The sequence below is a fragment of the Vannielia litorea genome (assembly GCF_019801175.1).
GTDB classification, from domain to species: domain Bacteria; phylum Pseudomonadota; class Alphaproteobacteria; order Rhodobacterales; family Rhodobacteraceae; genus Vannielia; species Vannielia litorea_B.
The window spans coordinates 1,328,958-1,354,432 of sequence record NZ_JAHVJR010000001.1 but is presented as its reverse complement, the minus strand read 5'-3'; the positions used below and the strand labels follow the sequence as shown (position 1 = coordinate 1,354,432).

Sequence of the window (25,475 nt, the reverse complement as noted above, 5' to 3'; positions counted from 1 at the left end):
CTCGCCAAGTGGCGCTGCAAATGCCGCCCTACGCCTCCTTCGGGCGCAGCACGAGCCAGATCAGGGCGCCGCCTGCCAGCACAAGGAAGGGCGCCATTGCGAGGTTCACCGCCGTCCATCCGGCCTGGGCCGTGCCGCCCGAGCAGTTCATCAGCCCGCCGGAGGCCAACGAGGCCATCGTGACGCCGCCGAAGACGATCAGGTCATTCAGCCCCTGCATCCGCCCGCGCTCCTCGGGCCGGTGTGCGCCTGCCAGCATCGAGGTCGCCCCGATGAAGCCGAAGTTCCAACCGAGGCCGAGCAGCACCAGCGCGATGAAGAATTGCTCCAACTCCACGCCCGAGAGCCCCACGGCCCCGGCACCGGCGAGGATCACGAGGCCGGTGGCGACGATCTTCTCGACCCCGAAGCGGGCGATCAGGTGCCCGGTAAAGAAGCTCGGCGCGAACATGGCGAGCACATGGGCGGTGACCACATCGGCGGCATCGCCGGTCTCGAAGCCGCAGCCAACCACGGCGAGCGGCGTGGAGGTCATCACGAGGTTCATCAGCGCGTAGCTGACCATCGCACAGATCACCGCCACGGCGATGCGCGGGGTCTTCAGCAGCTCCATCCGGCTCCGGCCCTTGGGCGCATCGGCCGAGGGCACCGGCGGGCGCGGAATGTCGATGAAGAGAAACAGCAGCGAGCCGAGCAGGTTGACCGCGATCACCGCCGCATAGGTGCCGAGGAAGGGGATCACATAGGCATCGGCGGTCAGCTTGACCAGTTGCGGGCCAAGCACGGCAGAGGCGAGCCCGCCCGCCATGACATAGGAGATCGCCTTGGGGCGGAACGTGTCTGAGGCGGTATCGGCGGCGGCGAAGCGGTAGAAGCCCTGCGCCGACATATAGATGCCGGTCAGCAGCGAGCCGAGCAGGAAGATCGGGAAGCTCTGCACATAGAGGCCCCATGCGCCGATGGCCCCGCCGAGCGCGCCGCCCAAGGCCCCGGCAAAGAACCCCGCGCGCCGTCCGTAGCGCTGCATCAGCGCCGAGAGCGGGGTGGCCGAGAGCATTGAGCCGAGCACGATCAGCGAGATCGGCAGGGTGGCATAGCAGATGTTGGGTGCAAGGCTCTGCCCCGCCAGCCCGCCGATGGTGAAGATCATCGGCATCTGGCTTCCCAGGATCGCCTGGGCGGCGACCAGCACCGCCACGTTGCGGCGGGCCTTGCGATCATCTGCGGAGGGGGCGGGGATATCGGCACTGCTCATGCAGGCTATAGAGCCCAAGCGGCAGGGCGGCGCAAGCGGCCGGGGTGCCGCAGCGCGAACAGTCTGTTTGCCACACCGCCCTTGGCCCCCGGATGCGGCACTTCTATGGTCTTGCGCAGGATGGCGAAGGACGGGGCAAAGAAGATCCTGCTGCTGGCAGGGAGCGGCGAGAGCCGTGCGCTTGCGCAGGCGCTGGCCTGGCGCGAGGGGTTTGACCTGCACGCGCGGCTGGCAAGGCCGATGCGGGGGCGGGCCTTTCCGGTGCCGGCGACCACGGGGGGTTTTGGCGGGGCAGAGGGCTTTCGGGCCTTTCTGGCCGAGTGGCAGCCCGACGCGGTGATCGACGCCACGCACCCCTACGCCGAGGCCATCACTGCCCGCACCGCCGAGATTTGCGCCGAACTGGGCCTGCCGCTGCTGCACCATGAGCGCGCGCCCTGGGTTGCCGGGCCGGGGGATGACTGGGTCGAGATCGCCGCGCCGGAGGACTGCCGCAACCTGATCCCCGAGCGTGCCTGCGTGTTCCTTGGCACCGGGCGGGCCGGGCTGGAGCGGTTTGCGTGCCTCGAGGGCCGCCGGATCATCTGCCGGCAGCTCGACATGGCGGATGGGCCGTTTCCCTTCGAGGGTGGGGAGTTTCTGCTCTCGGTGCCGCCGTTCAGCGTGGAGGAAGAGATGAAGCTCTTCCACCGGCTCGAAGTCGACTGGCTGGTGGTGAAGAACGCGGGCGGCGCGGGGGCGCGGCCCAAGCTGGATGCCGCCCGCGCCATGGGCCTGCCGGTGGCGATGCTGGCCCGCCCGCCCGCGCCGGAAGGCGTCGCACGGGCCGAGAGCCTGCAGGACGCGATGGATTGGGTGGAGGCGCTGTGAGCGCTTGCCCCCAAGGCGAGGTTGGCCGGATCATCGAAACCCCGGCCTGCGTGGCCGAGGGGGCGGCATGGCTGGCGGCGGAATGCCCGCGCATGGCCCATGCGCTGGAGGCCTGCGGCGAGGTGCCCCTGCGGCTGAGGTCCGATGGCTTTCCGGCGCTGCTGAACGCGATCGTCAGCCAGCAGGTCTCTGTCGCCTCGGCGGCGGCGATCTGGGGCCGGGTGGAGGCGGCGGGCTTTGGCGACCCTGCGCAGGTGCGCGACGCCAGCGATGACGAGTTGCGCGTCTGCGGCCTCTCGCGCCCCAAGGCGCGCTATGCCCGCGCGCTGGCGGAGGCGCGGATCGACTATGCCGCCCTGCGCAGCACGCCTGATGAGGCGGTCATCGCCACGCTCACGCAGGTGCCGGGCATCGGGCGCTGGACCGCGGAGGTGTACGCGATCTTCTCCCTTGGCCGGGCCGATGTGTTTGCCCCCAACGACCTTGCGCTGCAGGAGAGCGCCCGGATGCTCTATGGCCTGCCCGAGCGCCCCACGGAGAAGGCCCTGCGCGAGATGGCGCTGGCCTGGTCGCCCTGGCGCGCGGTTGCGGCCCGGCTGCTTTGGGCCTACTTCCGGGTGGAGAAAAACCGCGAAGGGATAAGCTAGATGGCACCGAGAGAGCTGAAGGTCGGGCGGGTCGAGCCGCAATCGGGCACCACGAAACAGGTGGTGATCTTCCTCCACGGCTACGGCGCGGATGGCAACGATCTGCTCGGCCTCGCCCAGCCCTTGGGCCAGCACATGCCCGACACGCTCTTTCTGGCCCCCGATGCACCCGAGCCCTGCCGCAACAACCCGATGGGCTACCAGTGGTTTCCGATCCCGATGATGGATGGCTCCAGCCAGCAGGAGGCCGAAACCTCGATGGCGCAATCCATCGAAGACCTGAACGCCTTTCTGGACGGTGTGCTGGAGGCCGAGGGCGTGAGCCCGGATCAGGTGGCGCTGGTCGGCTTCTCGCAAGGCACGATGATGAGCCTCCACGTTGCCCCGCGCCGGGCCGAGCCCTTTGCCGGTGTGGTCGGCTTCTCGGGCCGCCTGCTGGAGCCGGAGCGGCTGGCGGCGGAGAAAAAGAGCACCTTCCCGATCCTGCTGGCGCATGGCGATCAGGACCCGCTGGTGCCATACGAGAGCATGAACCTCGCCGCACAGGCGCTGAACGCGGCGGGCTTCCCGGTATATACCTTCACGATGGAAGGCACGCCCCACGGGATTGCGCCCGAGGGACTGAGCCAGGCGTTTGCGTTTCTGCGGGAGTTTCTGCTGAAGGATGGGTGAGCGGCGGCTCGTATTTCTACTGTGGGACCAGTCCCGCCCTTTGGCATGACAGAGCCGCCTACCGCGCTACTGGAGCGTTTTGCCGTCTCCTCACCCGAGTTCGTTGCCGAAACTGCCATTGCAAGGGTCTGGCGTGTCCAGCGGGGCCGGGGCCTTGCGGCGCTGAAGGTCTGGCATGATCCGTCGATGGTGAATGAGGCGGAGGGGGTGGAGTATCTCTCGATCCGCCGGGAGCAGGGCGCGGTGCGGCTGTTTGCTCGCGCGGAGGGCGCGCTGCTGATGGAGTGGCTCGGCGGGCCGTCTTTGGGAGACCTCGTGCGCGAGGGGCGGGACGGGGATGCCACGAAGCTGTTGGCGGGAGTTGCGGCGCGGCTTTGGAGCCAGCCCACGACCTGGCCGGGGGCGCGGGTGGTCAGCGCGGAAGACTGGTGCCGGGCGCTCTTTGCCTTGGAGTTCGGCCCGGAGCTGGCGGAAGCCGACCGGGCGGCGATGGAGCGGGGCAGGGCGCTGTTGCGCCGCCTGATCGAAGGGGCGGGCGAGGCCATCGCGCTGCATGGCGACCTGCATCATGACAACGTGAAGGACGGCCCGCGCGGCTGGACGGCGTTTGACGCCAAGGGCATCGTCGGGCCGCGTGCCTTCGACCTCGCAAATGCCTTTCGCAACCCCAAGGGCGCCGAGGCGCTCATTGCCGACCCGGCCCGCGCGCGGCACCTCGCCTCGGTCTTTGCCCCGGTGGCCGGGGTCAGCGAGGCCGAGATGCTGGGCTGGGCGGCGGCCAAGGTGGCGCTCTCGATCGCGTGGCGGGCCAAGGGGAGGCTGGAGGCGGACCCGGAGCTAGGGCTGCTCACGATGATGCTCGATCTTGCCGGCGCCTGAGGCCAAACTGGCCCCGCCGCGACCCCGCGCTATATGCGGCATCGCAGCATCGCGCCGGACGGCCCCCTGTGGATAACTGTCGCGCGCCCGTTACACCCCTGTCATGGAATCGGGGCATTTGTTCAGACAACACCGCATGTTGCGGGGGTTGCGCGGGGTAAAACCCAAGATATAGTCGGGGAAAGACTCAGGCGCGAGAAGCGAGAAAAGCAGGCAGACGAGCACGGAGAGACGGCAAATGGACGGTGACTTCAGGACGACTTTCGTCCGAGAACCCACGAACCTCAAACACCACCCCGCACTGGTGCTGAACGCCGACTACCGTCCGCTATCCTATTATCCACTCTCGCTCTGGCCCTGGCAGGAGGCCGTGAAGGCGGCCTGGCTCGACAGGGTGAGCATCATCGCCGAATATGACGAGGTGGTCCGAAGTCCCTCGACCGAGATCAGGATCCCCTCCGTCGTCGTCCTCAAAGACTATGTGAAACCTCAAAAGCGCGTGGCCTTCACGCGCTTTAATTTGTTTCTGAGGGACGAATTCCGCTGCCAGTACTGCGGCGCGAAGGGCGATCTGACCTTTGATCACGTGGTGCCCCGCGCCCGTGGCGGGCGCACCAGCTGGGAGAACGTGGTGGCCGCCTGCGCCCCCTGCAACCTGCGCAAGGGCTCGCGGCAACTGGCGCAGACCGGCATGAGCCTGCGCAAACCGCCCCGGCCGCCGAGCGCGGGCGAGCTGATGAACATGGGCCGCCGCTTCCCGCCCGGCTACCTGCACGACAGCTGGGTCGACTACCTGTATTGGGATGCCGAGCTGGAAGCCTGATAAGGCTCTCGGCCAGATCACGGCTCAGGTTGGCGCAGCCCGTAGGTCGATGCGATGTAGGAGAGCTGGCCCGGATAGATCCGCAGCGCCTCTGCCATCATCTCCTTGTCGAAGCCGCCGCGCGCAAGGAAGGGCATTGAAAAGCGGATTCCGTCTCGCGTACGCGCCAGTTTGCAGCACCAGTTCTTAAGATTGTGGTCTGCCATCTTCGCATTGCTCACCTTCTGATCGTGCGGGAAGGTTGTGACCAGCATCACGAAGAGGCAGTTGTCGAGGGCGGAACAGCTATTGAACCGGAAGATGCCGCTGTGCAGCCCGGTGGTAAAACTGACCACCGGGATTCTGCCGGTTTCGACGACCTTTGCCTCATGGCCCAACTCGACGAGCCAGCCGCGGAGCGTTTCGGGTGTGGGGCTCCGCTCGGTCCCTGCAACAGCGGGGGCTGTCCCGGAAAGCGGCAGTGCCGCTGCCAGCACTGCAGCCTTCAGGACTCTCATCGCCGACCAGATCATTCCATCAGATCCTCGAGGCTGAAGCTGCCTATGCCGACGCCCAGTTTTGGCTGCTCGGCAGGGGCGGCGCCCTTGATCTCGGCGGGGCTGACCCCGAGCGAGGGTGTATCGGGCGCGGGGCCCGCCGGGGCGGCGGCGACACTGGCGCCGCGCTCGTTCCATTCTGTCAGCATGTCCCACGCGGTGTTGTGCATGGAGTAATGCACCACGAGGCTGCTGCGCAGATACTCCTCGGTCATCGGGGCGGTGAAGGGCAGGGTCATCGACAGGTGGATCTTGCCGGGCTCCGGCTGGACCATCTTGCAGCACCACGCGCGGGTGTTGAAGTCGGAGATATCGGCCTCGTCGAACGGAGCAGGGTAGCTGTAGCGCGTCTCGAACCGCAGGAAGTTGCAGGGCTTGCCCTCATTGCAGCTCACCGGCGCCAGCAGCAGCTTGCTGCCCTTGTAGGTGGCCAGAAAGCCCCAGCGCTCGCTGCCATTGAGTTGCTCCACCTGAAAGCCCATGCCGGTGAGCACGCCAGCGACGCGGGCCACATGCTCTGGGTCCGACTGGTCGATGAGCGCCGGGCCGCTCTGGGCCGTGGCGGCGAGCGGCGTAAGGGCGAGGGTGGCGGCGAGCGCAAGGGGCTTGAGGGCAGGCATGAACAGTCCTTTTCGTCTAGGGGAGGCGGCGCGGGCCTTGTGGCAGGGCTCCGGCGGCGCAGGGTTATAAATGACCTCGGTCAGAATTGGGCAGCCGTGGGGGCTGCAAAATCGGCGTTTCTATCTGTCACCACTGGCAAAACATGGGCGCCACCGGCCCGGCCAGACTTGCCGCCTATGCCGCCTCGGTCAACCCGGCTTCACGTGACAAATCCGTTCATTCGCCGGGTTGCCCGGCCTCCCACGGGTGCTAGACTTCCGAAAGGCTTGCGGGTAAACCGGGGCCGTTAGCGCTAACGCCCGCCCGAAAGAGAGGCGGAAAGCCGCGAGGGAGAACCCATGGTTTCACGCGTCATTCCCGTCGATCCGTTTGATCTGGTGATCTTCGGCGGCACCGGGGACCTCGCCCGCCGCAAGATCTTGCCTGGCCTCTACCGCCGCATGGCCTCCGGCCAGATGCCCCCCGAGGCCCGCATCATCGGCGCCGCCCGCTCCGACCTCGACCGCGCGGGCTACCAGCAGATGGTGAAGGAGGCGATCGAGGAGTTCGGCGACCCCAAGCACGCCAGCGACGTGGCCGGGGTGAGCGACTTTCTGGAGCGGCTGGATTACGTGGCCATCGACGCGCGCGGCGAGGACGGTTGGGAAGAACTGAAGGGCAAGATGCGCCCCGGCGTGATCGGGGCCTATTACTTCTCGGTCGGCCCGAGCCTTTTTGGCGATCTGGCCTCGCGCCTGCGCAGCCACGGCATTGCCACCGAGCGCAGCCGGATCGTGGTTGAAAAGCCCTTTGGCCATGACCTCGCCAGCGCCAAGGCGCTGAACGCCGATCTGGCCGCCCATTTCGACGAACACCAGATTTACCGGATCGACCATTACCTCGGCAAGGAAACGGTCCAGAACCTGATGGCCGTGCGCTTTGGCAACATGCTGTTCGAGCCGCTGTGGAACTCGCAATACGTCGACCATATTCAGATCACCGTGGCCGAAACCGTCGGCGTGGGCGGGCGCGGCAGCTATTACGACAAGTCCGGCGCGATGCGGGACATGGTGCAGAACCACCTGATGCAGCTTCTGTGCCTCATCGCGATGGAACCGCCCGCCAAGTTCGATCCGGACGCGGTGCGCGACGAAAAGCTCAAGGTGATCCGCGCGCTCGACGAGGTGGACCCGCATCACATCGTCCGCGGGCAATATGATGCCGGACAGGACGGGCCGGGCTACCGCGAGGATGTGGAAGACCCGCGCTCACGCACCGAGAGCTACGTGGCGATGAAGGTCGGCATCTCCAACTGGCGGTGGGCCGGCACGCCGTTTTACATGCGCACCGGCAAGCGGCTCCGGGCGCGGGCCAGCGAGATCGCGGTGGTGTTCAAGGACACGCCGCACAGCATCTTCGGCCCCGAGGCCGGGCTGCACCGCAACATCCTCACCATCCGGCTCCAACCGAACGAGGGCATGGAACTTGGCGTCACCATCAAGGAGCCCGGCCCCGGCGGCATGCGCCTGATGGACGTGCCGCTCGACATGTCGTTCGCCGAGGCGCTGGGGCCCGATGCCGAGGATGTGCCAGATGCCTACGAGCGGCTCATTATGGATGTGATCCGGGGCAACCAGACGCTCTTCATGCGCGGCGACGAGGTGGAGGCCGCCTGGGCCTGGACCGACCCGATCATCGACGGCTGGCAATCGCGCAATGACGTGCCAAAGCCCTATGACGCAGGCAGCTCCGGCCCCGAGGATGCGCTGGCGCTGATGCATCGCGACGGCCGCAAATGGCGGGACATCAAGGCATGAAACTGCGCGAATACCCCGATATCGAGATGATGATGATGGATCTGGCCGATCAGATCTCATCAGAGTTGACGATGGCGCTCGAAACCCACGAGGCGGCCAGCTTCTGCGTGCCCGGCGGCACCACGCCCGGCCCGATCTTCGACCTGCTGTCGGGCCGCAAATCGCTCGACTGGAGTCGGATCACGGTGTTCTTGAACGACGAGCGCTGGGTGCCCGAGAGCAGCCCGCGCTCCAACACCCGGCTCATTCGCGAGCGCCTGCTGACCGGCCCCGCCGAGGCCGCCCGTTACGTGCCGCTCTACGCCGAGGCAGAGCGCCCGGAAGACGCGATGGAGGCGCTGGCCGAGGGGCTGAAGCCGCATCTGCCGATCTCGGTCCTGCTGCTGGGCATGGGCGCCGACATGCACACCGCATCGCTCTTTCCCGGCGCCGACCGGCTGGAGGAGGCGCTTGGCCATGACGCGCCGATCCTGCTCCCGATGCGGGCCGAAGAGGCGGGCGAGCCGCGTATCACCCTCTCCGCGCCGGTGCTGCAGGGCGCGCTCTCGACCCATATCCTGATCACCGGCGAGGCCAAGCTGGCCGCGCTGCACCGCGCCCGCGGCCTGAGCGCCGAGGAGGCCCCGGTGCGGGCGGTTCTGGGCGAAGCCACGGTGCATTGGGCGCCCTGAGCGGCCCCGCCGGGCAGCATTCGGAAGGCGTTAAACCTTCCTGCACGATTTTGGAGCAATAGAGTCCGCGAGGCGGATTGACGGAAAGGATGCCACCCATGTGGGAGAAGCTCAGGGCCCATCACGCCGAACATGCCCGCCGCCCGATCGCCAAGCTCTTTGCCACGCCGAACCGGGCGCGCAACTTTTCGGCCCGCATGGGCGACATGCTGTTCGACTTTTCCAAGACGAGCATCGACACCGAGGCGCTCTGGCTGCTGATGCAACTCGCCGAAGAGGCGGGGGTGGCCGCCAAGCGCGAGGCGATGTTCACTGGCGAAAAGATCAATGACACCGAGGGCCGCGCGGTGCTGCACACGGCGCTGCGGGGCATCGATGGTGGGCCTGTCATGGTGGACGGGGCCGATGTGATGCCCGGCATCAAGGAAGTGCTCGGCCGGATGGAGGCGTTTTCGGACGAGGTCCGCGAGGGGCGCTTTACCGGCGCAGGCGGGGCGATCACCGATGTGGTGAACATCGGCATCGGCGGCTCCGATCTTGGCCCCGCGATGGCCTGCCTCGCCCTCGCGCCCTATCACGACGGCCCGCGCACCCATTTCGTCGCCAATGTCGACGGTGCCGATATCGCCGACACGCTGCGCGGCCTCGACCCCAAGACCACGCTGGTGATCGTCGCTTCCAAGACCTTCACCACCATCGAGACCATGACCAACGCCGCCACCGCCAAAGCCTGGATGAGCGAGGGCGGGGGCGATCCGAAGGCGCAATTCGCCGCGCTCTCGACAAACATGGAAAAGACCGCCGCCTTCGGCATCCCAGCGGAGCGCGTCTTCGGCTTCGAGGATTGGGTCGGCGGGCGCTACTCTGTCTGGGGGCCGATCGGGCTCTCGCTCATGCTGGCGATCGGGCCGCAGGGCTTCCGCGCCTTCCTGCGCGGCGGGCAGGCGATGGACAGGCATTTCCGCGCCGCCGAGTTCAAAGACAATCTGCCAGTGCTGCTGGCCCTCGTCGGCATCTGGCACCACCAGATCTGCGGCTACCCGACCCGCGCCGTGCTGCCCTATGACCAGCGCCTCGCCCGGCTGCCCGCCTACCTCCAGCAGCTGGAGATGGAGAGCAACGGAAAGCGCGTGGCGATGGATGGCGAAAAGCTCAAGGTGCCCTCCGGCCCGGTCGTCTGGGGCGAGCCGGGCACCAACGGCCAACATGCCTTCTACCAGCTGATCCATCAGGGCACCGGGGTTGTGCCCTGTGAGTTCATGGTCGCGGCGCGCGGCCATGAGAGCGAGCTGGCCCATCAGCACGAGCTGCTCGTTTCCAACTGCCTCGCGCAGGCCGAGGCACTGATGAACGGTCGTTCGAAGAAGGAGGCGATGGCGCTGATGGCGGCCAAGGGCTTCGAGGGGGCCGAGCTGGAGCGGCAGGCCGCGCACCGCACCTTCCCCGGCTCCCGCCCCTCGACCATGCTACTCTACCCCGAGCTGACGCCGGAGGTGCTGGGCATGATCATCGCACTCTACGAGCACCGGGTGTTTGTTGAGGGGGTGATCCTCGGGATCAACAGCTTCGACCAATGGGGCGTGGAGCTGGGCAAGGAGCTGGCACTGGCCCTTCAACCCGTCGTCGCTGGCGAGGGCGATGGCGCCGACAAGGACGACAGCACGCGTATGCTGGTGGATTTCATCCGCAAACGGCGGTGAGGGCGGCAGGGCGCCTTGAAGGCGCACGCTTCATGGCCCAAAAGCGCTGCCGTCTTGGCGCTTCGTTCGGAGCTGCGTCTAGAGAAATCTGGAGCGGGTAGCGGGAATCGAACCCGCGCGTTCAGCTTGGGAAGCTGACAGGCTACCATTACATCATACCCGCCGCGAAGGCTGAGATACGGGGGCCGGGGGCCGCCGTCAAGATGCTGAAAAAGAGGCGGGGCGGAGGGGCAGGGCCTGACCTGCCACGCTCCACCCCGCAGGGCCGGCGCGGACGGCACCCCCGGCCCGCGGAGAAATCGGGCCGTTCAGGGGAGGATGACTTGGGGTGCCGTCCGTCAGTCGCCGGAGGGAGACTTAATCTGCGCGGGCGGCCACGGCGGCCGGGGCGGGTTGCCTCACGGGTCCACCGCTCGGTGCGCGCTTCGCAGCGGTGCCAAGCGCCGCTGCGAGGGTTGAAAAAAGGGCCATGCTCATCGGTCTATTGCCTTGATATCGTTTCAGTCCGTCAGCTCTGCGCTGCGTTGAAACTGATATGGGGCCTCGCCCCTCGCATTACCAATGACAAAGCCTGTCATGGGATAAAACCCGCCGATCCGAGCGGCCTTAGCCGCTGCGCCGCCGCCTGCGCCCGCCCGATTCGCCGCTGCCGCCGGTGTTGAAGGAGGGCTCCGGCATGGGCGCCACCTTGCTCAACTCGGGGAAGGGGGCGGAGGCATGGGGGATGCCGTTGGCAGCCACGAAATGCTCCTGAAAGCGCGGCTCGATTGCGGTTTCGACCTTGGTGATCTCGCGCACGATCTTCTGCACCTCGCCCCGCGCCGCCCGGTTCAGCAGCGCGATCCGCGCGCCGGTGCCGGCGGCATTGCCCGCGCTGGTAACCTTGGCGAGCGGCGCATCGGGGATCATCCCCAGAACCATCGCGTGCTTGGGGCTGATATGGGCGCCAAAGGCCCCGGCCAGAACCACGCGGTCCACCGTGTCGACGCCCAGCTCATCCATCAGCAGCCGCGCCCCTGCATAGAGCGCCGATTTGGCCAGCTGGATGGCGCGAATGTCGCCCTGGGTCACGGTGATGCGCGGACCGCCCTCGGCGGTGCCGTCGTGGATGAGGTATTCATAGGTCCGGCCCTGCGGCGTGATCCGCGCAGTGCCGGTGGCCTCCGCCGAGCCGATCAGCCCGGAGCGGTCGAGAAGCCCGGCCATGCGCATCTCGGCCACCGCCTCGATGATGCCGGAGCCGCAGATGCCGGTCACGCCGGTCGTCGCGGTGGCAAGGTCGAAGCCCTCTTGGGTGTTCCACAGCTCGCAGCCGATCACCTTGAAGCGCGGCTCCTTGGTCTCTGGGTCGATCTCGACCCGTTCGATGGCGCCCGGCGCGGCGCGCTGGCCCGAGCTGATCTGCGCCCCCTCGAAGGCGGGGCCGGTGGGCGAGGAGCAAGCCAGCACGCGGCGCTTGTCGCCCAGCAGGATCTCGGCGTTGGTGCCCACGTCGACCACCAGCACGAGGTCGTCCGACTTGTGCGGCGCTTCCGAGAGCGCAACGGCGGCAGCATCGGCGCCCACATGGCCGGCGATGCAGGGCAGCACGAAGGCGCGGGCCTGCGGGTGGATCGCGCCGGGCATGAGCGTGGCGGCGGGCAGCTCCAGCGCATCCGACATGGCGAGCGCGAAGGGGGCCTGGCCCAGCTCGACCGGGTCGATCCCGAGGGCGAGGTGGTGCATCACCGGGTTGCAGACCAGCGTGATCTCGAAGATCGAGTCGGGCGCGACCCCAGCCTCCTCGGCGCAGGCGCGGGCGAGGTCGGCCAGCGCGCTGCGCACGGCGGCGGTCATCTCCGCCGCGCCGCCGGGGTTCATCATCGCGTAGCTGACGCGGCTCATCAGGTCTTCGCCAAAACGGATCTGCGGGTTCATCACGCCTGACGAGGCGAGCACCGTGCCGCTCTCCAGATCGCAGAGATGGGCGGCGATGGTCGTGGAGCCGAGGTCGATGGCGAGGCCATGCAGCGGCCCTTCGTGAAAGCCCGGCCAGAGCGCAAGCAGGCGGGGGCCTTGCCCCGCATCATGCACCGCGCAGGTGACCTGCCAGTTGCCCTTGCGCAGCGCCGGTTGCAGCCCGGTGAGCAGGTCAGGATCGACCTGCAAGCCTTTGATCCCCCATGCCTTCTCCAGTGCAACCTTCAGCCGCTCGAGGTCGCCCGTGGGCGCGTGCATGTCGGGCTCTTCGACCTCCACCAAATAGAGCCGCACCGCCGGGTCCATCTCGATGGCGCGGGTGTCGGCGCTCTTGCGGATGACCTGCTTGTGCACCTGGCTCTCGGGCGGCACGTCGATCACGACGTCCTTTTCGATGCAGGCCTGGCAGCCGAGGCGGCGACCCTCCTTCAGCCCGCGCACCCGGTCATAGCGGGCCTCGACATCGTTCCACCCGGTGAGCGCGTCTTCGGCCACGGTGACGCCGTGCTTGGAGAACTCGCCGAAGCCGGGGCTGACCTGGCACTTGGAACAGATGCCGCGCCCGCCGCAGACAGAGTCGAGGTCGACGCCAAGCTTGCGGGCGGCGGTGAGAACCGAGGTGCCGGCGGGCACGCGGCCGCGCTTGCCCGAGGGGGTGAAGATCACGAGCGGGTCGGTCATGGGGCAGTGCATCCGTCAATCTCGGCGCGGACAAGCCGGGCCAGGTCATCGGGCCGGTCGGCCCAGAAGGGCGGCAGCTGAAGCTCCGCCTTGTCGCGTGTCGCCGTAGGGCAGGGGCCGCCTGCGCGCAACTCGCAACGCACCGCCGCTCCGGGCTTGGCATGGAAGGTCAGCAGTCCGGGCAGGCCAAGCACGGGGTTGCGCGCTGTGGTCTCGATGCGCGCCGGGTCCAGCGCGGTGAGCGGGGCGATCAGCACCCGGTTCTCGGCCTCGAAGCCCTCGGGCTCCACCACCTCGGTGGTGATGCGCATCTCGCAATCTGCGAGGGTGTAATCGGTCCGATAGGTGAACTGCCCCGCGCTCCACTCGGTCGGGAAAGCCTGATCTTCGCCGCTGCCCGCGGTCTGGCTCCGGCGCGCAAGGCCCATCGCCAGCGCGGCGACCATGGCCAGCACCAGCAGGGCGGCGATGGAAATGATGACGGGTTTCACGCGGCGAGCCTCCGGGCGGACGGCCCTTGGATGCCCGCTTGGGGGCCTTCTGGCAAGAGGCGGCTCAGGTCGCGCTGCGGCAGTGGCGTATCTGGGCGTGCAGGTCGTCGAGAATGGCTTGTGCATGCTCGGTCAGCTCGGCGGGAATCGGGATGATTGCGCTGCCACGCTCTGATGGGGCGCAGGTGTCTCCGGCGCCGGTGCGACAGGTATGCACAAACTCCTCGCCTCTGCGGGACCGGGTGACGAGGGCGGCGGGCAGGCCCATCGGCGCCTCTGGCGCCACCAGCAGCGTGGCATCGCCCAACTCGCGCATGATCAAACTCCACTCGCGCGACTCGGCCTTGCGCTCGGGTGGCGAAAGCACCTCCGTGGTGACCTGCAAGCCGCACCATCCACCAATCGCGAAATCTGCTCGGTAACTGACCCCATCGTGTGTCCATTCCATCGGCATTTGCAGATCGGCAGCCGAGAAGCCGGGCCGGTCGAGCCAAGAGAGGAAGGGGGTCGCGAGGGCGGCGGCCAAGGCGGCCACCATCGCGATGACGAGCAGGACGATCGCGGCCGTCCGGGTTGGAGACAGATCTGCAGACACTGCGGGAGAGATTGCGGCGTGGCCCTCGAGAAGGCAAGTGAGGGCGCGGCGACGGGGAAGGGCGCAAGAGTGGGCCGCAAATCCCCCGGTCAGACACGGCTGAGCGGTGCGGGGGTGAAGTGCAGGCCCGTTCTGGGCGGCGGGGGAAGTGCGGCCCCCCATGTCCATACCGTCCAATTTGCGCCACAGGAGCTAACAAGCGGTTAAGCGCGTCAGCTCCTGCGGCGGGAATGATACCGACGTTTTGAAACAAATCGGCCTCAGGCCCGGCGACGGCGCCGCCCGCCCCGGCCTGCACCGGCCGAAGAGGCCGCCTTGGAGGCCTCGGCAAAGCTCTCGCCGGCCTCGACTGCATCGAGCACGCGCGAAAAGCCGATCCACGCGCCGCCGTTGGGGTCGTGGTTCATCAGCAGGTTCGCGGCACGGATCGCTTCCATCTCGACGGCGCGCACCGGGTTCATGATCGCCGAGGTCATGCCAGCGCCAATCGCCATCGGCAGGAAGGCCGCGTTCACGCCGTGGCGGTGCGGCAGGCCAAAGCTGATGTTGGAGGCGCCGCAGGTCGTGTTCACGCCCAGCTCGTCGCGGAGCCGCCGGACGAGGGTGAACACCTGATGCCCGGCGGTCGCCATCGCGCCGATGGGCATGACCAGCGGGTCCACCACGATATCATGCGCCGGGATGCCGAAATCGGCGGCGCGCTCGACGATCTTTTTCGCCACCGCAAAGCGCACGTCGGGGTCTTCGCTGATGCCAGTGTCGTCATTGGAGATCGCCACCACCGGCACGTTGTATTTTTTCACCAGCGGCAGCACCAGCTCCAGCCGCTCTTCTTCGCCGGTTACCGAGTTCAGCAGCGGGCGGCCCTCGGCCTGCTCGAGGCCATTCTCCAGCGCGCCGGGCACGGAGGAGTCGATGCAGAGCGGCACGTCGACCACTGCCTGCACCTTCTCGATCAGCTGCTTCATCAGCATCGGCTCGACGAAGTTGTTGTCGGCGTAGCGCGGGTCTTCGGCCATCTTGTTGGTGAAGACGGCGCCCGAGTTCACATCGAGCACGGTCGCGCCGCAAGCCACCTGCTCCAGCGCGTCACGCTCGACCGTGCTGAAATCCCCGGCCTCAAGCTCGGCGGCCAGCTTCTTGCGGCCGGTCGGGTTGATCCGCTCGCCGATCACGCAGAAGGGCTCGTCGAAGCCGATGGTGACGGTCTTGGTCTTGGACTCGATAACGGTACGGGTCATGGGGCGCTTTCTTTGGGCTCGGGTGTTCAGGCTCGGGCGGTTTGGGCGGTGGCGGGCGCGCCGTTTTCGGCGGCCCAAGTGGCGCAGGTCTTGATCCCGCCCAGCGGGAAGAAATGCACCTGCTCGATATTGGTGGCACGGCCCTCGGCGCGGGCGGCGGCAAGGCCGGCCAGCACATCACCCGGCTCGAAAGGCAGGACCAGCTTGGTTACGTCCTTGGCGCGGCGTTGCAGCACGCGCAGGGAGGGGCCGACGCCGCAGGCGATGGCGAACTTGATCATGGTCTGCAGCTTGGCTGGCCCGGCGATGCCGATGTGAATCGGCAGGCGGACGCCCTCGGCGGCAAGATCCTCGGCCCATTTCACCACCGGGTCCGCCTCGAAGCAGAACTGCGTTGCAATGGCCATCTCGGCATCGGAACGCTCGGCAAAATCCTGTTTCCAACAAAGGGCTTGCATGACGTTCTTCATGCCGCCATCCGGGTCGATATCGCGGTTGCCCTCGGGGTGGCCGGCCACGTGCAGACGCTTGAAGCCGGCGCGATCAAACAGGCCGGTCTCCATCAGCTGCATGGAGTCCGAAAAGTCGCCGTGGGGCTGGCTGATCCCGCCGCCCAGCAGCAGGCCCTGGGTCACGCCCGCCTCGCCATGGTAACGGGCGATCCAATCGGCCAGCGTGGCGGCATTGGGGATGATCCGCGCCGGGAAGTGGGGCATCACCTCGAAACCTTCACCGGCGATGCGCTTGGCTGTCGCCACCATGTCGTCAATCGGGGTGCCGTCGATATGGGCGATGTAGACCCGGGTGCCCTCGGGCAGGATCGCGCGGAAATCTTCCACCTTCTCGGCGGTGCGGGGCATCACCTCGATCGAGTAGCCCTGAATGTAGCCAGCCACATCCCCGTTCATCGGGGTGGGGCTTTTGCGGCGGAAGTTGAGGATGTTCATGGCGCGCTCCCAGAAACGGATCATGTCAGGCCGATTGGGCCCAGCCATCATTCGCGATCAGGGCCTTGATCTCCTCCGGCCCATGCTCGCTTTCAAGGCGCAGGGCGGTTTCCTTCGCCACGGTATCGGGGTCACCCTCTGCCGTGCCGGAGGGCACCTTGCGCCACTCCGAGAGGTAGGCATCGCTGTCCTTCGCGCCGATCTTCATGGCGCAGCGGTCGATGGCCTGTTCAAAACGCTCCGGCAACACCGCCTTCGACCCGCGCCGACCCTTGCCGACGATGACCTGTGCCGGGATATCCCGCCAGTAGACGATGGTGATTTCGGCCATGTGGCCTGTCCTTTCACGCTTGCCAAAAGGCACCTCTCGCATTCCCGTCTACGCGGAAAACCCCGCCCCCCACGCGCGGATTTCGACATGGTGAGGAACGGAAACGACAAGCGCCGGTCGCATCCATACCTACCGGGCAGGGCCGGGCGGTGAAAGGGGGCCGGATCATCGGATTTTTCATGCAGATCATGAGCCGGAGGTGATCGGGCAAAACAGTTGCCATCTCGCACCCTTGGGCGTTACGCTGGCCTCAACTCGAAATGGAGGGCGTCATGCCCGCGAAGCGTCCCACTGGTGCGGGCGCGTTCCCCAAAGCGGTCGAACCACCTGCACCGCCGGTTGCCGATCCAGTTGCCACCTATGCCGCGCTGGACCTTGGCACAAACTCATGCCGCATGCTGGTGGCCCAGCCGAAAGGCAGCCAGTTTCATGTGATCGACAGCTTTTCGAAGTCTGTCCAACTGGGGCAGGGGCTTGAGGCCTCCGGCCGGATCAGCCGCGCCTCGATGGGGCGGACGGTGCAGGCGATGCGGATCTGCCGCAAGAAGTTCCAAAAACACAACGTCGAGCGGATGCGGCTGGTCGCCACCGAGGCCTGCCGCCGGGCCGAGAACGCGCCTGAGCTGATCGATATGGTCGCCCGCGAGACCGGTCTGGAGCTTGAGATCATCCAGCCCGAGGAAGAGGCCCGCCTCGCCGTTGTGAGCTGCGCGCCGCTGGTCTCCACCAAGACCGATCAGCTCCTCGTGGTCGACATCGGCGGCGGCTCCACCGAGCTTGTCTGGATCGACATTTCCCGCGTGCCCCGGCCTGAGCGCCCGCGCGCGATCATGCGGCTGCACAAGGGTTTCGTGACCGAAGAGAGCCTGTTTCCAGCCGCCAAGGTGGTCGACTGGATCTCGATTCCCCTCGGGGTTGCCACCCTGCGCGACCAGTTCCGCGACGTGGCGGGCGATGGCGCTAGGTTTGCGCTCATGTCCTGCTATTTCGAGGATATGCTGGCCGAGTTCACCCCCTATGAGGCGGGCGTGCGGCGCGAGGGCTTCCAGATCATCGGCACCTCCGGCACCGTCACCACCGTGGCCGCTTCGCACCTTGGCCTTCGGCGCTACGACCGCAACAAGGTGGACGGGCTGCGCATGACCACCGCCCAGATCGACGCGGTGATCCGGGGCTACCTCATCATGGGCGACGCCGGCCGCCGGGCCGACCCGCGCATCGGCCGCGACCGTCAGGCGCTGATCATGTCAGGCGCGGCGATTTTGCAGGCCCTGATGCGCGCCTGGCCGACCGACCGGCTCTCGGTCGCCGATCGGGGGCTGCGCGAAGGGCTCCTCTACGCCCAGATGTCCGCCGACGGGGTGCTGGAAGACGGGCCGTTTTGAGGGCCGGAGGCCGGGCAAGGCCCGACCTGCGCTTGACAGGACGGCTGGCGCAACGCACCTAGGCGACATGGCCAAGAAACCCACAGGTAAAAACAGCTCCGGACGGGGCATGCGCGACCTTCGCGTGAAGGTGAAGTCCGCGCGTGGGCGCAAGCTCTCCTCCACCCTCTGGCTCGAGCGGCAGCTGAACGATCCCTACGTGCAGCGCGCCAAGAAAGAGGGCTACCGGGGCCGCGCCGCCTTCAAGATCATGGAGCTGGACGACAAGTACCGCTTTCTGGTGCCCGGCGCGCGGGTGGTGGACCTTGGCTGCGCCCCCGGCGGTTGGTGCCAGGTCGCCGTGCCGCGGATCAACGCACTTGGCGAGAAGTCCGGCAAGGCGCAGGGCCGGATCATCGGGCTCGACCTGCAAGAGGTGGAGCCGATCGCCGGGGCCGAATTGCATGTGCTTGATTTTCTTGAAGATGGCGCCGACGACAAGGTAAAGGCATGGCTCGGCGGCGAGGCCGATGTGGTGATGTCCGACATGGCCGCCGCCTCATCGGGCCACAAGCAGACCGACCACCTGCGCATCATCGCGCTCTGCGAGGCTGCCGCCTATCTCGCCTTCGACGTGCTCGCCCCGGGCGGCACCTTCGTCGCCAAGGTTCTGGCCGGCGGGGCGGAGGGCGAATTGCAGAAGCTGCTGAAACAGCGCTTCGCCAAGGTCGCCAACGTGAAGCCCGGCGCAAGCCGCTCCGACAGCTCCGAAAAATTCGTTGTCGCCACCGGGTTCAAGGGCCGCGAGGCCGAGGGCTAAGCAGCCCCTTTTCCTTCCCGCGATCCGAAGGCACTCTGCCCGCGAGGAGGAGTGCCATGACCGAGCCACAGGCGATCAGCACCGAGGGCCGCGCCATCGGCGAGGTGTGGGAAGAGGCCGTGCGCCGCTTTGGCGCGACGGAGTTTCTGGTCGCCCCCGGCGGCCCGGCGCTGAGCTATGCGGAGGCGGCTGAACGGGTTGATGCGGCCGCAGAGGCGCTCGCTGTGGCGGGTTATGGTGCGGGCCATCGCATCGCCGTCTGCCTTGGCACGAGGCCCGAGCACTTCCTGCTGAAACTGGCGATGAACCGGCTCGGCATCTCCTTCGTGCCGATCAACCCCGATTATCGCCCCGGCGAGTTGGCCTACGTGCTGGAGGATTCCGCCGCCACGCTCATCATCGCCGCACCGGAGCATGCAGAGCTTGCGCAGGCTGCTGCGGCCGAGATGGAAAATCCGCCGCTCTTCAGCCCCTTCGAGGGCGACCTTGATCTGCCCGCCGCGCCTGTCGCACCGCCCGGCGGTGCGATCACCCCGGAAACCGAGGCCAGCTTGCTCTACACCTCCGGCACCACTGGCCGCCCGAAAGGCTGCATCCTGAGCCACGATTACGAGCTGCTCATGGGCGAAAGCTACCTGCGCCCGCGCGGCGCGATGGCGGTGACGGGCGACGACCGCATCTTCAACCCGCTGCCCGCCTTCCACGTGAACGCAGGCGTGCTGACGTTTTTCGGCGTGATGCTCGCCGGGGCGACGCTGATCCAGCCGCCGCGCTTCTCGGCCAGCCGCTTCTGGGAAGACTGCGCCGAAACCGGCGCCACCGTCTTTCACTATCTCGGCGTGGTGATCTCCGTCCTGATGGCCGACAAAGCGGCAGGCCCCGAGCGCCTCGGCGCGCTCCGCGCAGGGCTGGGCGCCGGGGTCGAGCCCGCGCTGCACACCGGGTTCGAGGCCCGTTTCGGCATCCCGCTGGTGGAACTCTGGGGCATGACCGAGATGTGCCGTGTTCTCTCGATGGAAGAGGAGCCGCGCCACCCCCACACCCGCGCCATGGGCCGCCCCCGCGCCGATCTGCAGGTGCAGGTCTGGGATGACGCCGGGGCGCGGGTCGCACCCGGAACCCCCGGCGAAATGGTCATCCGCCACTCCGCCGCCACCCCCCGGCGCGGGTTTTTCTCCGGCTACCTGAACAAGCCCGACGCCACCAATGAGGCCTGGTCAGGCGGCTGGTTTCACACCGGCGACACCGTGACGATGGATGAAGAAGGCGTCATAAGCTTCGTGGATCGAAAGAAAAACATCATCCGAAGGGCAGGGGAAAACATCGCCGCCGCTGAAGTCGAAAACACCCTTTTCGCCCACCCCGCGGTGGAAAACGTCGCCGTGCTCCCATGCCCCGACGAGACCCGCGAAGAAGAAGTTCTGGCCGCCATTAAACTCGCCCCCGGCCACGCCCCAACAGCCGAGACCGCCCAGGCCATCTTCACCGCCGCCTTCGCCCAACTCGCCTACTACAAGCCCCCGGGCTGGATCCTCTTCGTCGACGAGATCCCGGTCACCGGAACGCAGAAGGTGCAAAAACACGCGCTGTTCGCGGGTGGGGAGGATCCGCGCACGCGGGCGGGTATTCATGACTTGAGGAGCTTGAAGAAACGCGGCTAGAAGTCCGTGAATGAGAACGTGAAGCTGTATCGCTTCAATGTGAGGGAAGGTACCACGCGGGCCGCTGATACTGCTTTTGCGTCAAAGTCAGGAGCAATCAGGATACCACGTGGCGATTGGCCTAACGTTTCCGCCAAGTCGCCCATGTACGCTAGGCACTGAGCTATGGCATCCTTTCTGGCCGTGACAGCTTTGAGTTCTATGACGACGTGATGGCCATCTGCATCCTTGGCCAAAATGTCTATGAAACCACTTGAAACTCTTTGCTCTGACCCGCCATCTGCAATAGTCATCCCTTTTTCGAGTTGGCTGATGTTTGCGCGTAGTGCGGTCTGCAGGTCGGCTTCCAGTCCAAATCTGGCTTCCGCGGCTTCCAAAACTTCTTCGCTTACCTCGTCACCGCGGGGATCTTCTTCCTCGCGAGCCAAATAGGCGATGTATTTTTTAAGGTGAGTGCGGCAACTTGCCAATCCTTTATAGATGTCTCCGTCCATCTCCAAGCGAGAAGGATTTGGCTCCCCTCTCCTTGCATCGGACGCAGAGTAAGTCAGCTCTGTAAGAATGTGTTCGCAGATATCGTTCTGGAATGCCTTAGCTAGATCGCCATAGGCACTCTCTAACCGCCGCACGGTAGCAACGCGAGTATTCACCGTGTTGGGCGCATCGCCGGTTGCAACCAGCCATTCTTTGAAGCCATTGTCATCAATCACAATAATGATCCTGCAGATCGCTGCGAAGGCAGTTAAGCGTAGCTCACTCCCACTCAATCGTCCCCGGTGGTTTCGAGGTGATATCGTAGGTCACGCGGTTGATGCCCGGCACCTCGTTGATGATCCGGGTCGCCGTTTCGCCGAGGAACTCGTGGGTGAAGGGGTAGTAGTCGGCGGTCATGCCGTCCACGCTCGTCACCGCGCGCAAGGCGCAGGCGTAGTCGTAGGTGCGGCCGTCGCCCATTACGCCCACGGTCCGCACCGGCAGGATCGCGACGAAGGCCTGCCAGATCTCGTCGTAGAGGCCGTGCTTGCGGATCTGGTCGATGTAGACGGCATCGGCCTCGCGCAGGATGTCGAGCTTGGCGGGCGTGATCTCGCCGGGGCAGCGGATCGCGAGGCCCGGGCCGGGGAAGGGGTGGCGGCCGATGAAGCTCGCCGGCAGGCCCAGCTCGCGGCCAAGCGCGCGAACCTCGTCCTTGAACAGCTCGCGCAGCGGCTCCACCAGCTTCAGCCCCATCTTCTCGGGCAGGCCGCCCACGTTGTGGTGGCTCTTGATCGTCACCGACGGGCCGCCGGAAAACGACACGCTTTCGATCACGTCAGGATAGAGCGTGCCTTGGGCCAGAAACTCCACGCCCTCGATCTCGTCGGCGTGCTTCTGGAACACGTCGATGAAGAGCTTTCCGATGATCTTTCTCTTGGTTTCCGGGTCACTTACGCCGTCAAGTTCACCCAGAAACAGCTCGCCCTCATCGGCATGGATCAGCGGCAGGTTGTAGTGCTCGCGGAACATGCCCACGACCTCCTGGGCCTCGTCCTTGCGCATCAGCCCGTGGTCGACAAAAACGCAGGTCAGCTGCTCGCCGATCGCCTCGTGCAGCAGCACGGCGGCCACCGAAGAATCCACGCCGCCCGAGAGCGCGCAAATCACCTTGGCGTCGCCCACCTGCTCGCGGATGCGGGCCACGGCCTCCTCGCGGTAGGCGCCCATCGTCCAGTCGCCGGCAAATCCCGCCAGCTTCACGAAATTCTCGTAGAGCGTGGCGCCGTTGGGCGTGTGGTGCACCTCGGGGTGGAACTGCACGGCATAGAAATTGCGGCTCAGGTCGGCGGTGATCGCATAGGGCGCATTGGGCGAGGTGCCATACACCTCGAAGCCCGGCGCCAGCTTGGCCACGTGGTCGCCGTGGCTCATCCACACCTGCTCCGGCCCGTCGAGGAACCAGCCTTCGAGCAGGCCGATCCGGGCGTCGGAGGGCGTCACCTTCGCGCGGCCGAACTCTGCGGTGCCGCCGCCGCCGGTGTTCTTGCCGCCATGCACCTTGCCGCCGAGGTCTTCCATCATCGCCTGCTGGCCGTAGCAGATGCCGAGGATCGGCACGCCGAGGTCATAGACCGACGACGGCGGGCGCGGCGAGCCTTCGCGGGTCACCGAGTCCGGACCGCCGGAGAAGATCACTGCTTTGGGGGCGAATTCGGCCAGAAAGGCATCATCCACCGTGTTGAACGGGTGGATCTCGCAATACACGCTCAACTCGCGCAGCCGCCGCGCGATGAGCTGCGTCACCTGGGAGCCGAAGTCGATGATGAGAAGGCGCTCGTGGTGGCGCTCGGGAAGGGATGTGCTCATGGGGCAAGGCAATATTGCGCGCCGGGGCAGGGTGCAAGCCTGCAAAGCGCGGGAATCGGGGGCGCGGGGCCGGCGCCTACGCAGGCCTCAGCCCATCGAGCTGGAGCTTTTCTTGCCCCGCTTGCGCGCGAGCGCCGCGTCGTGCCGATAACTCCAGAAGGCGATGGCCGACCAGCTTGTCACATAAAACAGCCCGATCCCGATCACCACTTCGCCGGGCAGCGGCCCCACATCGGCCCGCACCACCGCCTGCTCCCAGCTTTCGATGGCATTCGGATGCACCACGATCTTGCCGGCATAGGCGAGGCTCTGGATCAGTAGAATCCACAGGTAATTCCGCCGTATCCGCCGCCCCAGCGCCACCCAGAAGCTCACGTGGTAATGCGGGCGCAGGTAATCCTCGCTCAGCACCTTCTGCCACTCGTCTTCCATGTGCAGGTCACCGTCATAGAGCATGGGCGCGTAAAAATGGGTCTCCATCCACCGCGCCCGCGCCCGCCAGACGTTGAAGTAACGGTAGCGCCGCGCCTCCAGCATCAGGAACAGCAGGATCAGCACGCCAACCAACACCAGCGGCAGGGGCGAGGCACCGGGCGAGGAAAAGCTGATCGAAAGCGCCACTCCCAGCGTCACCACCGCCCAGTTGGTGGTGGTGTCGAGCCGGGTGCGCCAGATGGTGCTGCGATAGACCTCGCCGCGGTAGAGGTGGGCGAGCGCGGTGATCTCCGAGGAGGTCAGCGTGAGCCGCTCCTCGGTCCCGCGCCGGGCGCCCCTCTCCGGGGCCGGGCTGGCGGATGCTGTCATGGCGGCCTCCCTCCGCGATGGGCTGCCATTCAAGCATCTTTGCCCCCGTCCGGTCAAAGCCGCGTCGCAGCACGCCCTCGGCATGTCGCTTTTCCCCCCGAGGCGGCGCAATCCGCCCTCGCAGCCCGTCCGGCATCCGCTATCAGGCTGCAAAGGCAACCCTTCTGAGGGAAAGGATTCGGGTATGACGGATGCAGCGGCAGGCAGGCGGCGCGGGCGCGGTGGCGGCGGAGCCGCGCGCCGGGCGGAGCGCACCGGGTTCAAGATCGAGGCCGCGAAGTTCATCACCCGTGCCATCCCCAACCTCGAAATCCTGAACGACGAGGCGCTGGAAATCATCGAGCACAACGCCGAGACCGTGCTCGAAGAGATCGGCGTGGCCTTTGTCGAGAACCCCAAGGCGCTGGAGCGCTGGCGCGAGGCGGGGGCGACGGTCGAGGGCGAGCGGGTGCATATTCCGCGCGGGCTGGCCCGCAAGCTCTGCGAAACCGCGCCCGGCCAGTTCACCCAGATCGCCCGCAACCCCGAGCGCAACGTCGAGATCGGCGGCAAGAACCTCGTGCTCGCCCCGGTTTACGGCCCGCCTTTCGTGCGCGACAATTCGGGCGGCCGCCGCTACGCGACCATGGCCGACTTCGATAACTTCGTGAAACTGGGCTACATGTCCAAGTGGCTGCACCATTCGGGCGGCACGGTCTGCGAGCCGACCGACATTCCGGTCGCCAAGCGCCACCTCGACATGCTGATGAGCCACATCACGCTTTCCGACAAGCCGTTCATGGGCTCGGTCACCGAGCCAAGCCGCGCGGTGGATTCGGTGGCGATGGCCGAGATCCTGTTCAAGGGCGAAGAGGGCGGGCTGAACGGGCGCTGCGCGATGACCTCGCTGATCAACATCAACTCGCCGCTCACCTTCGATTCGGTGATGATGGGCGCGCTCGAAGCCTATGCCGAGGCCGGGCAGGCCTGCATCATCTCTCCCTTCATCGTCGGCGGGGCGATGGCGCCCGTGTCGGTGGCCGGCACGCTCACACAAGTGCTGGCCGAGGTGCTGGCAGGCGTGGCCTACAGCCAGCTGGTCAAACCCGGCGCGCCGGTGATCTTCGGCGCCTTCGTCACCTCGATCGACATGAACTCCGGCGCCCCCACCTTCGGCACCCCCGAGGCGAGCCAGGTCACCTATGGCGCGGGCCAGCTCGCCCGCCGCCTCGGCCTGCCGTTCCGCTCCTCCGGCTCGTTCAACGGCTCCAAGCTGCCCGATGCGCAGGCCGCCTATGAAACCGCGAACTCGCTGAACATGGGCCTGCTCTCCGGCGTCAACTTCATGCTGCACGCCTGCGGCTGGCTCGAGGGCGGCCTTGTGTCGTCCTACGAGAAGTTCGTGATGGACGCCGACCAGCTCGGCATCCTGCACCGCCTCGCTGCGCCCGTCCCGGTCGATGAGAACGGTCAGGCGATGGACGCCCTTCGCGAGGTCGGCCCCGGCGGCCACTACCTCGGCTGCGCCCACACCCAGGCCAACTATCAAACCGCCTTCTGGAAGTCTGAAGTGCTCGACTACAAGCCCTTCGAGACATGGGAAGAGGAAGGCGCGCGCGATACCGCGACGCTGGCCGCCGACCGGGTGCAAAAGCTGCTCGCCGCCTATCAGGCCCCGGCGCTCGACGAGGGTATCCGCGAAGAGCTGGAGGCTTTCGTGGCAAAGCGTAAAGAGGTGCTGCCCGACTCCATGTCGTGAGCGGGCAGGAGATCGGGCGCGGGGGCGCTC

General features: G+C 66.7%; 24 protein-coding genes and 1 tRNA gene. 12 read left to right on the top strand and 13 right to left on the bottom strand.

What is annotated here, in order from left to right; genetic code table 11:
• Positions 1-28: 28 nt before the first annotated feature.
• Positions 29-1,255, bottom strand: coding sequence for an MFS transporter (locus KUV38_RS06685; protein ID WP_222469300.1), 1,227 nt, complete (start codon positions 1,253-1,255; stop codon positions 29-31).
• 120 nt (positions 1,256-1,375) lie between these two features.
• On the opposite strand from KUV38_RS06685, the gene KUV38_RS06680 reads away from it, so the two are divergent.
• The 5 genes from KUV38_RS06680 (at position 1,376) to KUV38_RS06660 (ending at position 5,146) form a co-directional block, all read left to right on the top strand.
• The gene (locus tag KUV38_RS06680) at positions 1,376-2,125 is read left to right on the top strand and encodes a precorrin-6A/cobalt-precorrin-6A reductase (protein ID WP_222469299.1); all 750 of its coding nucleotides are present in this window, start codon (positions 1,376-1,378) and stop codon (positions 2,123-2,125) included.
• Positions 2,122-2,772, top strand: a complete 651-nt coding sequence (locus KUV38_RS06675; RefSeq protein WP_315898602.1) for a DNA-3-methyladenine glycosylase — start codon at positions 2,122-2,124, stop codon at positions 2,770-2,772. The genes KUV38_RS06680 and KUV38_RS06675 overlap by 4 nt, the downstream gene beginning before the upstream one ends.
• A complete protein-coding gene (locus tag KUV38_RS06670; protein WP_222469298.1) occupies positions 2,773-3,444 on the top strand; it encodes an alpha/beta hydrolase in 672 nt (223 codons plus the stop codon).
• 45 nt (positions 3,445-3,489) lie between these two features.
• Positions 3,490-4,323, top strand: coding sequence for an aminoglycoside phosphotransferase family protein (locus KUV38_RS06665; protein WP_222469297.1), 834 nt, complete (start codon positions 3,490-3,492; stop codon positions 4,321-4,323).
• Positions 4,324-4,561: 238 nt separating this feature from the next.
• On the top strand, positions 4,562-5,146 hold the full coding sequence (locus tag KUV38_RS06660; protein WP_222469296.1) for an HNH endonuclease: 585 nt from the start codon (positions 4,562-4,564) through the stop codon (positions 5,144-5,146).
• A 17-nt stretch (positions 5,147-5,163) separates the two neighbouring features.
• On the opposite strand, the gene KUV38_RS06655 is transcribed toward KUV38_RS06660, so the two are convergent.
• A complete protein-coding gene (locus KUV38_RS06655; protein ID WP_222469295.1) occupies positions 5,164-5,658 on the bottom strand; it encodes a YbjN domain-containing protein in 495 nt (164 codons plus the stop codon).
• Positions 5,655-6,302, bottom strand: coding sequence for a hypothetical protein (locus KUV38_RS06650; RefSeq protein ID WP_222469294.1), 648 nt, complete (start codon positions 6,300-6,302; stop codon positions 5,655-5,657). The genes KUV38_RS06655 and KUV38_RS06650 overlap by 4 nt, the downstream gene beginning before the upstream one ends.
• A gap of 339 nt (positions 6,303-6,641) precedes the next feature.
• Between KUV38_RS06650 and zwf the strand changes: the two genes are divergently transcribed.
• The 3 genes from zwf to pgi all read left to right on the top strand — a co-directional run bounded on the left by zwf (position 6,642) and on the right by pgi (position 10,470).
• The gene (gene zwf, locus KUV38_RS06645) at positions 6,642-8,099 is read left to right on the top strand and encodes a glucose-6-phosphate dehydrogenase (protein ID WP_222469293.1); all 1,458 of its coding nucleotides are present in this window, start codon (positions 6,642-6,644) and stop codon (positions 8,097-8,099) included.
• Positions 8,096-8,770 (top strand): 6-phosphogluconolactonase, encoded by a 675-nt coding sequence (gene pgl, locus KUV38_RS06640; RefSeq protein WP_222469292.1) that lies wholly within the window; start codon positions 8,096-8,098, stop codon positions 8,768-8,770. The genes zwf and pgl overlap by 4 nt, the downstream gene beginning before the upstream one ends.
• Before the next feature lie 89 nt (positions 8,771-8,859).
• A complete protein-coding gene (pgi, locus tag KUV38_RS06635; RefSeq protein WP_222469291.1) occupies positions 8,860-10,470 on the top strand; it encodes a glucose-6-phosphate isomerase in 1,611 nt (536 codons plus the stop codon).
• Positions 10,471-10,559: 89 nt separating this feature from the next.
• Here pgi and KUV38_RS06630 read toward each other — a convergent pair.
• From KUV38_RS06630 to KUV38_RS06600, 7 genes are all read right to left on the bottom strand, one after another.
• Positions 10,560-10,633: transfer RNA gene (locus KUV38_RS06630), tRNA-Gly, on the bottom strand.
• A gap of 443 nt (positions 10,634-11,076) precedes the next feature.
• On the bottom strand, positions 11,077-13,110 hold the full coding sequence (locus KUV38_RS06625) for an ASKHA domain-containing protein (RefSeq protein ID WP_222469290.1): 2,034 nt from the start codon (positions 13,108-13,110) through the stop codon (positions 11,077-11,079).
• Positions 13,107-13,601, bottom strand: coding sequence for a hypothetical protein (locus tag KUV38_RS06620; RefSeq protein ID WP_222469289.1), 495 nt, complete (start codon positions 13,599-13,601; stop codon positions 13,107-13,109). Before KUV38_RS06620 ends, KUV38_RS06625 begins: the two co-directional genes overlap by 4 nt.
• A gap of 64 nt (positions 13,602-13,665) precedes the next feature.
• The gene (locus KUV38_RS06615) at positions 13,666-14,196 is read right to left on the bottom strand and encodes a hypothetical protein (protein ID WP_222469288.1); all 531 of its coding nucleotides are present in this window, start codon (positions 14,194-14,196) and stop codon (positions 13,666-13,668) included.
• Positions 14,197-14,456: 260 nt separating this feature from the next.
• Positions 14,457-15,437 (bottom strand): methyltetrahydrofolate cobalamin methyltransferase, encoded by a 981-nt coding sequence (locus tag KUV38_RS06610; RefSeq protein WP_222469287.1) that lies wholly within the window; start codon positions 15,435-15,437, stop codon positions 14,457-14,459.
• 26 nt (positions 15,438-15,463) lie between these two features.
• The gene (locus tag KUV38_RS06605) at positions 15,464-16,408 is read right to left on the bottom strand and encodes a methylenetetrahydrofolate reductase (protein WP_410001021.1); all 945 of its coding nucleotides are present in this window, start codon (positions 16,406-16,408) and stop codon (positions 15,464-15,466) included.
• A 1-nt stretch (position 16,409) separates the two neighbouring features.
• Positions 16,410-16,715 carry a virulence factor gene (locus KUV38_RS06600; protein ID WP_222469286.1) on the bottom strand — a complete coding sequence of 102 codons (306 nt, stop codon included), beginning with the start codon at positions 16,713-16,715 and terminating at the stop codon, positions 16,410-16,412.
• Between the two features lie 272 nt (positions 16,716-16,987).
• Here KUV38_RS06600 and KUV38_RS06595 point away from each other — a divergent pair, with 272 nt between their 5' ends.
• The 3 genes from KUV38_RS06595 to KUV38_RS06585 all read left to right on the top strand — a co-directional run bounded on the left by KUV38_RS06595 (position 16,988) and on the right by KUV38_RS06585 (position 20,560).
• The gene (locus KUV38_RS06595) at positions 16,988-18,100 is read left to right on the top strand and encodes a Ppx/GppA phosphatase family protein (RefSeq protein ID WP_222469285.1); all 1,113 of its coding nucleotides are present in this window, start codon (positions 16,988-16,990) and stop codon (positions 18,098-18,100) included.
• 67 nt (positions 18,101-18,167) lie between these two features.
• Entirely contained in the window at positions 18,168-18,899 is a 732-nt protein-coding gene (locus tag KUV38_RS06590; RefSeq protein ID WP_222469284.1) for an RlmE family RNA methyltransferase, read from the top strand.
• A 56-nt stretch (positions 18,900-18,955) separates the two neighbouring features.
• Positions 18,956-20,560: an AMP-binding protein gene (locus KUV38_RS06585; RefSeq protein ID WP_222469283.1), complete on the top strand. Its 1,605-nt coding sequence runs from the start codon at positions 18,956-18,958 to the stop codon at positions 20,558-20,560.
• On the opposite strand, the gene KUV38_RS06580 is transcribed toward KUV38_RS06585, so the two are convergent.
• From KUV38_RS06580 to KUV38_RS06570, 3 genes are all read right to left on the bottom strand, one after another.
• Complete coding sequence (locus KUV38_RS06580) at positions 20,557-21,270, bottom strand: endonuclease NucS domain-containing protein (protein WP_222469282.1); 714 nt, start codon at positions 21,268-21,270, stop codon at positions 20,557-20,559. The two genes, KUV38_RS06585 and KUV38_RS06580, sit on opposite strands and share 4 nt — an antisense overlap.
• A gap of 43 nt (positions 21,271-21,313) precedes the next feature.
• Positions 21,314-22,903, bottom strand: coding sequence for a glutamine-hydrolyzing GMP synthase (gene guaA / locus KUV38_RS06575; RefSeq protein ID WP_222469281.1), 1,590 nt, complete (start codon positions 22,901-22,903; stop codon positions 21,314-21,316).
• An 87-nt stretch (positions 22,904-22,990) separates the two neighbouring features.
• On the bottom strand, positions 22,991-23,707 hold the full coding sequence (locus KUV38_RS06570; protein WP_222469280.1) for a DUF2270 domain-containing protein: 717 nt from the start codon (positions 23,705-23,707) through the stop codon (positions 22,991-22,993).
• A 184-nt stretch (positions 23,708-23,891) separates the two neighbouring features.
• Here KUV38_RS06570 and KUV38_RS06565 point away from each other — a divergent pair, with 184 nt between their 5' ends.
• Positions 23,892-25,445, top strand: a complete 1,554-nt coding sequence (locus KUV38_RS06565) for a trimethylamine methyltransferase family protein (RefSeq protein ID WP_222469279.1) — start codon at positions 23,892-23,894, stop codon at positions 25,443-25,445.
• Positions 25,446-25,475: the final 30 nt, after the last annotated feature.